11 protein-coding genes and 1 pseudogene are annotated in these 10,917 nt (G+C 68.6%); 4 read left to right on the forward strand and 8 right to left on the reverse strand.

Translation table 11 applies throughout. The annotated features are described in order from the left end of the window. Positions 1-683, forward strand: a pseudogene (locus tag ACWFRB_RS25640) (hypothetical protein); the annotation flags it as partial. 57 nt (positions 684-740) lie between these two features. Here ACWFRB_RS25640 and ACWFRB_RS25645 read toward each other — a convergent pair. The 3 genes from ACWFRB_RS25645 to ACWFRB_RS25655 all read right to left on the reverse strand — a co-directional run bounded on the left by ACWFRB_RS25645 (position 741) and on the right by ACWFRB_RS25655 (position 3,756). After that, complete coding sequence (locus ACWFRB_RS25645; protein ID WP_452644038.1) at positions 741-1,370, reverse strand: TetR/AcrR family transcriptional regulator; 630 nt, start codon at positions 1,368-1,370, stop codon at positions 741-743. Between the two features lie 8 nt (positions 1,371-1,378). After that, positions 1,379-2,086: a TetR/AcrR family transcriptional regulator gene (locus tag ACWFRB_RS25650; RefSeq protein ID WP_452644040.1), complete on the reverse strand. Its 708-nt coding sequence runs from the start codon at positions 2,084-2,086 to the stop codon at positions 1,379-1,381. A gap of 122 nt (positions 2,087-2,208) precedes the next feature. Further along, positions 2,209-3,756: a flavin-containing monooxygenase gene (locus ACWFRB_RS25655; RefSeq protein ID WP_452644042.1), complete on the reverse strand. Its 1,548-nt coding sequence runs from the start codon at positions 3,754-3,756 to the stop codon at positions 2,209-2,211. Positions 3,757-3,886: 130 nt separating this feature from the next. Between ACWFRB_RS25655 and ACWFRB_RS25660 the strand changes: the two genes are divergently transcribed. After that, a complete protein-coding gene (locus ACWFRB_RS25660; RefSeq protein ID WP_452644044.1) occupies positions 3,887-4,756 on the forward strand; it encodes a polyphosphate kinase 2 family protein in 870 nt (289 codons plus the stop codon). A 13-nt stretch (positions 4,757-4,769) separates the two neighbouring features. On the opposite strand, the gene ACWFRB_RS25665 is transcribed toward ACWFRB_RS25660, so the two are convergent. The 4 genes from ACWFRB_RS25665 to ACWFRB_RS25680 form a co-directional block, all read right to left on the reverse strand. Then, positions 4,770-4,991, reverse strand: coding sequence for a hypothetical protein (locus ACWFRB_RS25665; RefSeq protein WP_077043489.1), 222 nt, complete (start codon positions 4,989-4,991; stop codon positions 4,770-4,772). Positions 4,992-5,026: 35 nt separating this feature from the next. Beyond that, positions 5,027-5,365, reverse strand: a complete 339-nt coding sequence (locus tag ACWFRB_RS25670) for a hypothetical protein (protein ID WP_452644046.1) — start codon at positions 5,363-5,365, stop codon at positions 5,027-5,029. Between the two features lie 73 nt (positions 5,366-5,438). Continuing rightward, positions 5,439-6,005, reverse strand: a complete 567-nt coding sequence (locus ACWFRB_RS25675; protein WP_452644048.1) for a type 1 glutamine amidotransferase domain-containing protein — start codon at positions 6,003-6,005, stop codon at positions 5,439-5,441. Positions 6,006-6,135: 130 nt separating this feature from the next. Next, a complete protein-coding gene (locus ACWFRB_RS25680; protein ID WP_452644050.1) occupies positions 6,136-7,194 on the reverse strand; it encodes a YeiH family protein in 1,059 nt (352 codons plus the stop codon). Positions 7,195-7,295: 101 nt separating this feature from the next. Here ACWFRB_RS25680 and ACWFRB_RS25685 point away from each other — a divergent pair, with 101 nt between their 5' ends. Further along, positions 7,296-8,207, forward strand: coding sequence for a LysR family transcriptional regulator (locus ACWFRB_RS25685; protein WP_452644052.1), 912 nt, complete (start codon positions 7,296-7,298; stop codon positions 8,205-8,207). Positions 8,208-8,223: 16 nt separating this feature from the next. Here the strand turns inward: ACWFRB_RS25685 and ACWFRB_RS25690 are convergent, their stop codons facing one another. After that, on the reverse strand, positions 8,224-9,264 hold the full coding sequence (locus ACWFRB_RS25690) for an NAD(P)-dependent alcohol dehydrogenase (RefSeq protein WP_452644054.1): 1,041 nt from the start codon (positions 9,262-9,264) through the stop codon (positions 8,224-8,226). Positions 9,265-9,426: 162 nt separating this feature from the next. Between ACWFRB_RS25690 and ACWFRB_RS25695 the strand changes: the two genes are divergently transcribed. Continuing rightward, positions 9,427-10,884 (forward strand): endoglycoceramidase I, encoded by a 1,458-nt coding sequence (locus tag ACWFRB_RS25695; RefSeq protein WP_452644056.1) that lies wholly within the window; start codon positions 9,427-9,429, stop codon positions 10,882-10,884. The last annotated feature ends 33 nt before the right edge of the window (positions 10,885-10,917 follow it).

Genomic DNA, 10,917 nt, shown 5'->3' on the forward strand with positions numbered 1-10,917 from the left:
CTCACCCGTGGTCGGGCACCGGCGCCCCGCCAACACGGCGCCGGAGCCCGACCTCACCCACCGACCACAAGGACATCACCATGGCCCCTCGAACCACCCGGCGCGGCGTCGCCGCCGGCGCGGCGACCACCGCCGCGCTCGGAGTACTGTCCCTCCTCGGCTCCGGCGTCGCAGTCGCAGCCCCCGCGACGGTCGCCTGGGACGACTACTACTCCCACTTCACCCGCACCGTCACCAACTCCACCCCCAACCCGGGCGAGATCATCACGATCACCACGAAGTTCGAACGCACCAACTCCACCGAGGAGCACCTCTACAACATCAAGGACCGGCACGCGGCCTGCCTGAAGTACGTCCCCGGCTCCGCCAAGATGAACAACACCCCGCTCGACCCGCAGGTCGACGACGGCTCGGTGCCCGGTCGCGATCCCCTCGTCAGCGTCGACTTCGCCCCCAACGACTGGATCGTCCGGAACCAGCCCGGCTCCTCCCCCGTCTTCAGCGTCAGCTACAAGGTCGGTGACGACTGCTCGCGCGGCAACACCCTGACCACGGGCATGGACTACAACGGCTCCCTCGGATCCGGCGGCTACTACACCAAGGGCCCCGGGATCGTCATCAGCTATCTCGGGGCCGGCGGCGACGGCTCCAGCGGCAGCGTCGGCTCTCTCTTCGGCTCCTGACAACCGGCACTAGATGACAGGTCTGTTCCCGGCCACCACTGCCGGGAACAGGCCTTGTCAGCGCTCGGCCCCGACCGGCCCGCCGATACCCGAGCGCAGGAAGTCGACGAGCGGCGCCGCCAGATCCTCTGCCGTCGCGGGCCCGTGCAGCGGGAACACCGCGGAGGCGAGCAGGATCGAGCCCATCGCCTCGCCCGCCACCGCGAGGTCAACGGCGCCGGGCAGATCTCCGCTCCGCTCCCCGGACGCGAGGAACTCCGCCGCGACGTCGCCGAACTCTCCGAACACCCCGAGGAGCCGGTCTATCAGGACCGGATCGATCGACGGCGCCTCGAACACAACGAAGCGGATCAGTTCCGGCTCCTGCCGCACCAGCTCGTGCAGGCGATCGACGATGCGCCGGTACCGGTCGAAGAACTCGTCGAGGTCCGCCGACCGTCCGAGCGCGTCGTCGACGATCCGCTCCCTGATCAGTTCGAAACCGCGGTCCACGACCGCATCCAGCACGTCGCGCTTGCTGGTGAAGTAGTTGTAGAAGGTGCCGTGACCGACACCGAGCGCGGCCACGATATCGGCGACACCGCAGTGCGCGTAGCCGTCCGCCACGAACACCTGCGCGGCCGCCTGAACCAGCTCGCGGCGCCGCTCCGCGCTGCGCCCGCCCGCGCCCCGGTCGTCGGCACCCACCCCGTGGGTCACCTCGCCTGCCCGTCCGCACCCGGTCGACGGCACAGGCCGAACGACGCCAGCGCGACGATCGTGTCGGTGTACCGCGCCCGGTCGGCGGCACATTGACCCAAGCGCAGTCCGCGCAGTAGACCGGGCCAGGTCATGGCGATGATCGAATGTCCGACCGCGTTCGTGTCGAGATCCTTGCGCAGCCAGCCGCCCAGTATCCCGTGCTCGAGCACCTCGGCGACCAGCCCGGCCAACACCTGCTCGCCGCGCATCACCCGCCTGCCGAGCTCGTCCTCGATCGCGCTGGCCTCGACCATCAGGAGCTTGAGGACGTTCGGGGAGTCCTCGACCAGTCCGAACAGCGCGTCCGCGAGGTCCCGGATCCGGGCGATCAGCGATTCCAGCGTCTCCGGCGACTCGAGCAGCGCGGGCGCGTCGACGACGTCGATCAGTTCCCGCAGGCAGCGGTCCATCACCTGGTCGAGGATCTCGCGCTTGCTGTCGAAATACCGGTACACGGTGCCGAGGCCGACGCCCGCGCGCTTCGCCACCTGCGCGGCGGTCGTCGCCTCGTAGCCGCGCTCGGCGAATTCCTCGATCGCCGAGGCCAGGATCTGCTCGCGCCTGGATTCCGACAACCCCGGCTGCGGCGGCCGTCCACGCCGGGCGGGCGGCTCCTCGAGCACGGCGACGGGCGGCTCCGCATCGCTGGGCGTCGACGGCAAGCCTGGCTCCTTCGGCATCGTTGACTCGGGAACTCACGACAATGCGCCCGCATCGGCGGGCGCATTTCCGGATCGGTCGGTGGTTACCGATCCATGATCAGGATATTACCAACCGCCCAGCCTCAGCCGGTGGTCTCGGCGACCGCAACGACGGTCTCCGCGGCGGTCCCGACCAGCTCGAAATCGGACGGGTCGAGCCTGCGGGTGCGCAGCCAGTACTGCCAGGTGAACCCGGGCCAGATGGTGCGGTTGACGCCCTTGGCATCGAGGTACCAGCTGACGCAGCCGCCGTTGGTCCACACTCCCTTCGACAGCTTGGCCTGGATGTCCTCGTTGAATCGATCCTGCACCTCCGGCCGCACCGCGATCGCCTCCGCGCCGCTGCCGTCGACGAGCGCCATCGCCGCCAGCACGTAGCGGATCTGCTGCTCGATCATGAACACCACCGAGTTGTGCCCAAGGCCGGTGTTGGGACCGAGCAGGAAGAAGGCATTCGGGTAGCCCGCCACGGTGATCCCCAGGTGCGTCTGGATGCCGTGCTCGTTCCAGTACGGCACCAGCTCCCGCCCGCCGACACCCGCGAGGTTCACGCTGTCGAACCCGTCGGTCACGTGGAAGCCGGTCGCGAAGATGATGACGTCCGCCGCGCGAGCGGCGCCGTCCCCGGCCACGATGCCCGACTCGGTGACCCTCTCGATGCCCTCGGTGATGATCTGCACGTTGGGCTTGGCCAGCGCCGGGTAGTAGTCGCTGGACCCCAGGATGCGCTTGCAACCGATCCGGTACCCGGGCGTGAGCTTCCCCCGCAGCACCGGGTCGGCGATGCTGCGCGCGATGTTCTTCCTCGCGATCTTCTCGAGCGGCCGCATCAGATTCGAGTGGCCGTTGAGTCCGATCGCCAACGATTCCGACGCCCAGTAGATGCCGTCCCGGAATGCCCTCCTGACCGGCGGCACCAGGTCGAAGACCCGGCGCAGGCGCGTGCCGATCGAGAGGTTCTTGCGGGGCACCACCCACGCCGGGGTGCGCTGATAGAGCTGCAGGTCGGCCACCGTGTCGACGATCTCGGGCACGAACTGGACGGCGCTGGCGCCGGTGCCGATCACCGCCACCCGCTTGCCGGTGAGGTCGTAGTCGTGATCCCACCGGGCGGAGTGGAACGCGACACCGCCGAAGTCCCCCATCCCGGGCAGGTCGGGGACGTTCGGGACGTGCAGCGCACCGACGCCTGCGACGAGGTACTGCGCGACGTACTCGTCGCCCTCCTCGGTGCGGACGTGCCAGCGGTTCTCGGTCTCGTCCCAGTACCCGCCGTCGACGGTGCGACCGAAGTGGGTCTTGGCCCGCAGCCCGTATTTGTCGGCGAGGCCACGCAGGTAGTCGAGGATCTCCGCCTGCCCAGACCACAGCTCGGACCAGCCGGGGTTCGGCTCGAACGAGAACGAATACATGTGCGACGGCACGTCGCAGGCACAGCCGGGGTAGGTGTTCTCCCGCCAGGTGCCGCCGACCTCATCCGCCTTCTCGAGAATGACGAAGTCCGGGCGGCCGGCCTTCAGCAGCTGGATCGCCATGCCCATCCCGGAGAAACCCGCGCCGATGATGAGCACCCGGGACCGACGCTGCGTCCGCGCCGCTCCGCCGTGTGTGCCGCCAGCCTGAGCTGCCATGTCCGTCCTCGACCTTCCGGTACCTATCGTCAGGTTAGCCTCGCGTGACGGCGCTCACCATTGCGTCGCGGTGCCGAAACGCCGCAGGCGGAGCGGCCCGAACCCGCCATGCCGTGACTACAGTCACGGCATGGCCAAGCTTCCGAAGAAACCAGTCGACAACTGGGAGATCCCCGCGGTCGAGGCGCTGCGGGCGACGCCGGACACCCGGGTTGCCGACATAGTCACGAAGGGCACCCCCGGCTTCGTCGGCGACAAGGCGCTGGGCGAGCGACTGCTCGAGGAGCGCGGCGCACGCCTGTCCGCCCTCCAGGAGCTGCTGTACGCCAACGGACGCTCCGGCGACACCCGCTCGGTGCTGCTGGTGCTGCAGGGTATGGATACCGCGGGAAAGGGCGGGATGCTCCGGCACGTGATCGGCCACGTGGACCCGCAGGGTGTCGACCACGCCTCCTTCGGGGTCCCGACCCCTGAGGAAAAACGCCACGACTACCTGTGGCGGATCCGCAAGGCCCTGCCCAGGAACGGACAGCTCGGTGTCTTCGACCGGTCCCACTACGAGGACGTGCTGGTGGTGCGGGTGCACAACCTGGTGCCGCCGGAGGTGTGGGAGCCGCGCTACGACGAGATCAACACGTTCGAGCGGGAACTGGTGGAGTCCGGTACGACGATCGTCAAGGTGGCGATGTTCGTGTCGCTGGACGAACAGAAGGCCCGCCTGGCCGAACGGCTCGAGCGGCCCGACAAGTACTGGAAGTTCAATCCGGGCGACATCACCGAGCGCGGTTTCTGGCCGGAGTACCAGAAGGCGTACCAGGCCATGCTCGACCGGACCTCCACCGAGCACGCGCCGTGGCACGTGGTGCCCTGCGACCGCAAGTGGTACAGCAGATTGGCCGTCACCGAACTGCTGATCGATGCACTCGAGTCGCTCGATCTGGACTGGCCGCCCGCCGATTTCGACATCGACGTGGAGAAGGCCCGGCTCGCCGAGTCCTAGGGGCTCGCGAGCTCTAAGGGAAGTGCGGCGTGTCCCGGCCCAGCTTGTGGTCGTGGTGGATGGTGCCGCCCACCACGGCCACGGCCGTCGTGATCACGACGACCAGTGCCGACCCGGCGACGATGGCCCAGCCGGGATGACCGGACCCCGCCGCCACCAGGAACATCCCCAGGGTGAGCGCGGTGAGCAGGACGCAGCCGAAGCCGACCCACCCGGCGAAAATGTTCAGACTCATCGCTGGCTCCTCTCGGCCGGCGCCGCCGTTGGTCGTCATCGCACGGGCCAGCGGTCGCCGCCGGGGAGCGGGAACCGGGGGGTGTGCTGGTGCACTCTTCGATCGTGGACGACGGCGCTGCTCACGATGCTCGAACCGATCAGCACGCAACCAACGCACACCAGGCCCGCAACGATCGCCCAGCCGGTGAAGCCCGACGCCGCCGCGACCACGCTGAGAGCAAACGTGAGGACGGCAACGAGTCCGAGGGCATAACCGATCCACTCGGAGAACAGACTCAGCTTCTCGGGGAACCGACGCACCCGTCCCGGGAACTGCCGTAGCTGCTCGGAGAACATATTCAGCCTCATGTCGGCGAACAGATTCTGGAACATGCTCACTCCTCCTCGACTCGAGGATCGACCTTTGTGTCGACGCTACGCCCGGTTCTCGCACCTCGACAAGGCGTCAGAAGGGCTCGACCGGCTGCGGCATCTGGGTGAACTTGCCGACGATCGCCGCGCAGAACCAGTGCAGGTCCGCAGGCCCGCGGCTGGTGATCAGGTTCCGATCCACCACGACCTTCTCGTTCACGTGGCTGCCGCCGGCGTTGATGATGTCGGTGCGCAGGCTCGGCCAGCTGGTCAGGGTCCGACCGCCGACCACGTCCGCCTCGAGCAGCATCCACGGACCGTGTCCGATCGCGCCGACCGGCTTGCCGACGTGCACGAAGTGCCGCACGAACGCGACAGCGTGGTCGTCGACCCGGAGCCGGTCCGGGTTCATGGTGCCGCCGGGCAGGATCAGGCCGTCGAAATCGTCGACGCTCGCGCGCGAGACCACCAGATCGACGGGAAACCGGTCTGCCGGCTGCACGTCTCCGCGGAACGCCTGGATCTCCCCCGGCTCGAGTGAGATCAGCGTGACCGCGGCGCCCGCCTCCTCGACCGCGCGCCGCGGCTCGATCAGCTCGTCCTGCTCGACCCCGTCTGTCGCCAGGATCGCCACCCGGTGACCCTCGAGTTGCCTAGACATCGCCCCGACTCCTTCTGCGCTCGCCTGCGGCGCCCGGATCTCCCCTGGCAGCCGCCACCGCAGCGCGCGCACCCGGGCATGCACCGAGTATGGCGCTCGATCGGGACGACGACCAGGGGTGGTCCGGGGTTCAGCTCACCAGCAGGACGCCCACCAGCGCGATCGACGCAACCCAGACGGTCGACAGGCTCGCCAGCACGAAGGGACGGGGGCCGACGTCCCGGATGACAGCCAGGCGCACCCCGGCGCCGAGGGCGAACATCGCGGCGGTGAGCAGCGCCGTCTGCGCCATTCCTGCCACGGCCAGGACCGATCCGGGCAGCAACCCGGTCGACCGCAGCCCCACACACGCGATGAAGGCCAGCACGAACAGCGGAACGAGCGGCGGGCGCTGAGCGGCACCGGCGCCGCCTGCGGGCAGGCGCCGACTGCGCACGCTCAGGTAGGCCATCACCGGGGCGAGCATGAGCACCCGGGCGAGCTTGACGACGGTGGCGACGGCCAACGCGGCCCCGCCGATCGCTCCACCAGCCGCAACCACCTGGGCGACCTCATGGATGGCACCGCCCGCCCACATACCGGCGGCCTCCTCGCCGAGCCCCATGGCGCTCGACAGGAGCGGGATCGCCGGGATCATCAGGGTGCCGAAGATGACCACGAGGGCGACCGCGGTGAGCAGCTCCTCCTCGCGGGCGTCGATGACCCCGTCCGCGGCCGCGACCGCCGCCGCGCCGCAGATCGAGAATCCACAGGCGATGAGGACCCGCTGGGTCCACGACAGTCCGAGCAGCTTGCCTGCGTACATGGTCCCGGCCATACCGAGGCACACGATCGCGACGACAACCGCGATGACGCCCCAGCCGAGCCCGAGGATGTCGCTGAACATCAGCTGCAGGCCGAGCAGCGCGATGCCCACCCGCAGCAGGCGCTTGGACGAGAAGGCCAGACCGGGGCGAAACCGCGGCGCGATCGTGAACAGGTTCGCCACGAGCGCCCCCGCCACGATCGCGATCAGCATCGGGCTCACGGCGGGCACGAGCCGCCCCACCCCCATCGCGACCAGCGTGCCGACCACGCTGAGCGCGATGCCGGGGAGGACATCGGTCAGCTCGGCGCCCGGCCGTACGGGCGGCGTATCCGCGTCGGCCCGATCGCGAACGAGATTCGACCCGCCCAGTTCTCTGCTCATGCATCGACTGTCCGTTACCCGAGCTAAGTACGGTAGCCGGCGATTTGCCAACACCTCATATCACAATGATATGGAGATCCCGATAGGCATACCATGCGCGTATGACCCGCCGCTGGCCCGAGATGGGCGTCCTCGAACTGCTCGTCGGCGTCGACGACCACGGGAGCCTCAGCGCCGCCAGCCGGATCGCGGGCATCGCGCAGCCGAACGCCAGCCGATCCATGAAGCAACTCGAGCGGCAGTTCGGAATGCCCCTGCTGCAGCGCAAGCCGACCGGCTCGACGCTGACGCCCCAGGGAACCGTCATCGCCCACTGGGCGCGCCAGGTCCTCGCCGACGCAAGCCAACTGCTCGATGTCGCCGAGGGGATGCGCGCCGAGCGGTCGGCGGAGCTGACCATCGGTGCCAGCATGACCGTGGCCGAGCACCTGATGCCGGGATGGCTGGGCCGGTTCCGGGGATTGAATCCCGATGTGACGGTCCATCTGCAGGTTCGCAACTCGGCTCAGGTGTTCGACTGTGTCACCGACGGCTCCTGCGATGTCGGTTTCGTCGAGTCACCCTCGGTCCCGTCCTCGCTGCACAGCATCACCGTCGCTCGTGACCAGCTGGTCGTGGTCGTTCCGCCCGACCACCCGTGGACCCGTCGACGACGGCCGCTGACCATCGCCGAGCTCGCCGCCACCTCGCTGCTGGTCCGGGAGCCCGGTTCGGGCACGAGGACCACGCTCGACCTGGCCCTGCAGGAGTACGAGCGCGCCCAGCCGATCCTCGAGCTGGGCAGTGCCGCCGCCATCCGGACGAGCGTGCTCGGCGGGGTTGGACCCGCGGTTCTCAGCACGCTCGCGGTCAAGGACCAGGTGCGGACCGGCGAGCTGCGGGTGATCCACGTCGACGGCCTCGAGCTCGGCAGGACCCTCCGGGCCGTCTGGCGGCCTCCCCGCCAACTCGACGGTCCCGCAGGCGATCTCGTGCGGCTCGTGCGACGGACCACGCAAGAGCGCACCGACTGAACCGACGCGGACCGCGTCAGAAGGTCCCGGCGTCGATCACGAATCGGTAGCGCACATCGCTGCGCACCACCCGGTCGTAGGCCTCGTTGATGCGGTCCGCGGGGATCACCTCGATCTCCGCGCCGATCCCGTGCTCGGCGCAGAAGTTCAGCATCTCCTGCGTCTCCGCGATCCCGCCCACCATCGACCCTGCCAGGCTGCGCCGGTTCGCCGCGAGCGAGAATCCGCTGACCCGGATCGGCTTCTCGGGCAGGCCGAGCTCCACCAGCGCCCCGTTGACCGCGAGCGTCGACATGTACAGGTCGATGTCGAGGTTCACCGAGACGGTGTTGAGGATCAGGTCGAACCTCGACCGCAGCGCCTTGAAGGTCGCGGGGTCGCTCGTCGCGTGATAGTGGTGGGCACCGAAACGCAGGCCGTCCTCCTGCTTGCTCAGCGTCTGGCTCAGCACGGTCACCTCCGCACCGAGCGCAGCGGCGATCTTCACCCCGACGTGCCCGAGCCCACCCATGCCGATGATCGCCACCTGCTTGCCGGGGCCCGCGCCCCAGTGCCGCAGGGGTGAGTACAGCGTGATGCCCGCGCAGAGCAGCGGCGCCGCGACGTCCAGTGCGAGACCGTCCGGGATGCTGAGCACGAACCCCTCGGTGACCACGATGTGGGTGGAATACCCGCCCATCGTGTACTCACCATCGCCGACACGCGAGTTGTAGGTCTGGACAACGCGTTTGGTGCAGTACTGCTCGTCCCCGGACGCACAGGGGCCGCATGCGCCACAGGAATCGACAAAGCAGCCGACGCCGACGCGGTCCCCGATCCGGTGCCGGGTGACCTCGGAGCCCACCGCCGTGACGACGCCCGCGATCTCGTGGCCCGGCACCACCGGATAGTGCGTACCGCCCCACTCGTTGCGCGCGGTGTGGATGTCGGAGTGGCAGATGCCCGAGTACTTGATCTCGATGAGCACGTCGAGCGGGCCGAGGTCCCTGCGCTCGATGCCGACCTTCTCGAGCGGTCCGTCGGCACTGGTCGCTGCGTAGGCGGAAACGGTGAGCATGTCTACCTGTCTACAGGTCCATCGGCAGATCCCGAGCCACGCAACGCCGGATAAAAGTGCCGGACCGAATTCTCGAAAAGCCATTGTGCGACGCGGGAAGCCTCCCTACCATCTCCGCGATCTGGACAAACGTCCTGGTTCGACGTTCCCTGGAGGAAACTGATGCGCAGATTGCTGGCGGTAGGCATCGCCACACTCGGAATCGCGGCGGCGTGCATACCCGCGGTCGCCACCGCCGATCAACCACACGGAGCGCCGGTCAGTCAGGTGCGCGTCGAGGGCCGCACCCTAGTCGACGGACACGGCCGCGCGCTCCTGCTGCACGGAGTCAACAGCGTCGACAAGGAGGCTCCGTACCTCACCGACACCATCACGGCGGGCGAGGCCGACCTGCTCGCCCGGCACGGGTTCAACAGCGTCCGACTGGGCGTGTCCTTCGACGCACTGATGCCAACGCGCGATCAAATCGACACCGCCTATCTGAACCGGGTCGCCAGCACGGTCGATCTGCTCGGCGCCCGCGGCATCTACGTGCTGCTGGACAACCACCAGGACTCGCTCGGCAGCCCATGGGGCGGCAACGGGTTCCCGGCGTGGTCCATCGAGGCGAGGCCGGCCGCGGGCGAGGACAACCCCGGATTCCCGATGAACTACCTGATGCCGAGCATGAACAAGGGCTGGGACGAGGTCTGGGACAACACCCACGGCGTGCAGGATCACCTCGGCACCGCCCTCGCCGCCCTGGCCGCGAAGGTCAACGGCAAGCCGGCGGTCCTCGGCATCGAAGTGCTGAACGAACCGTGGCCGGGATCGCCCTACCTGAGCTGCTTCCCCCTCGGCTGCTCGGACTTCGACAAGAAGTACCAGGCCGCCCTCGAGAAGGTGACCACCTACATCCGGGATGCGAACGCCGAGGTGCCCGTCTTCTGGGAGCCCAATGTGACGTGGAACCAGCTGATGCCGAGCAACCTGGGCAAGCAGCCCATCTCCGATCCCAACGTGGCGTTCTCCGTGCACGACTACTGCATCCCCAGCCAGCTGAGCATCTACAGCGGGCTACCGAAGTGGGTGGCGACCCTGTGCCCGGCACAGCACGACCGCACCTGGTCGAACATCGAGGCCCTGCAGGCCCGCACCAACCGACCCGCGCTGGTCACCGAGTTCGGCGACATCGATCCCAACACACTGAAGGCCACCGTGTCACGAGCCGATGGTCGAAACATCGGATGGCAGTACTGGCACTACAACGGCGGCGACCCGTTCAGCGGTGAGGTGGGCAAGCAGCTCGTTCGCACCTACCCGCGGGCCACCGCCGGTGTCCCCGGAAAGCTCCAGTTCAACGCGGACGGTGGCGATTTCGAGTACACCTACCAGCCGCACCCGTCCGCCCAGACCACTGAGATCTACGTCTCCGACCTGCACTACCCCGGCGGATACGTCAGCGAGGTCAAGGGCGGCCGGGTGACGTCCGCGGATGGCGCTCGCATCGTGACCGTCCAGGCCGACGGCACGGCGCCCGTCACCGTCCGGATCCACCGCCCCGACTCCAACGGCAACGACCTCCCGCAGTCGGGTTCCTCCGACGGCGGTTCGCTCGGGACCGGGAGCCTCGGTTCCTGACACCCCCTCAACCGACAAGGGCTCCGGACCTGC

This window comes from Rhodococcus sp. NPDC055112 (assembly GCF_053607505.1).

Bases quoted from the DNA above. Each gene is read 5' to 3' on its own strand.
- ACWFRB_RS25655 (WP_452644042.1), bottom strand. From the start codon at position 3,756: ATGGCAGCTCAGGCTGGCGGCACACACGGCGGAGCGGCGCGGACGCAG.
- ACWFRB_RS25660 (WP_452644044.1), top strand. From the start codon at position 3,887: ATGGCCAAGCTTCCGAAGAAACCAGTCGACAACTGGGAGATCCCCGCG.
- ACWFRB_RS25665 (WP_077043489.1), bottom strand. From the start codon at position 4,991: ATGAGTCTGAACATTTTCGCCGGGTGGGTCGGCTTCGGCTGCGTCCTG.
- ACWFRB_RS25670 (WP_452644046.1), bottom strand. From the start codon at position 5,365: ATGTTCCAGAATCTGTTCGCCGACATGAGGCTGAATATGTTCTCCGAG.
- ACWFRB_RS25675 (WP_452644048.1), bottom strand. From the start codon at position 6,005: ATGTCTAGGCAACTCGAGGGTCACCGGGTGGCGATCCTGGCGACAGAC.
- ACWFRB_RS25680 (WP_452644050.1), bottom strand. From the start codon at position 7,194: ATGAGCAGAGAACTGGGCGGGTCGAATCTCGTTCGCGATCGGGCCGAC.
- ACWFRB_RS25685 (WP_452644052.1), top strand. From the start codon at position 7,296: ATGACCCGCCGCTGGCCCGAGATGGGCGTCCTCGAACTGCTCGTCGGC.
- ACWFRB_RS25690 (WP_452644054.1), bottom strand. From the start codon at position 9,264: ATGCTCACCGTTTCCGCCTACGCAGCGACCAGTGCCGACGGACCGCTC.
- ACWFRB_RS25695 (WP_452644056.1), top strand. From the start codon at position 9,427: ATGCGCAGATTGCTGGCGGTAGGCATCGCCACACTCGGAATCGCGGCG.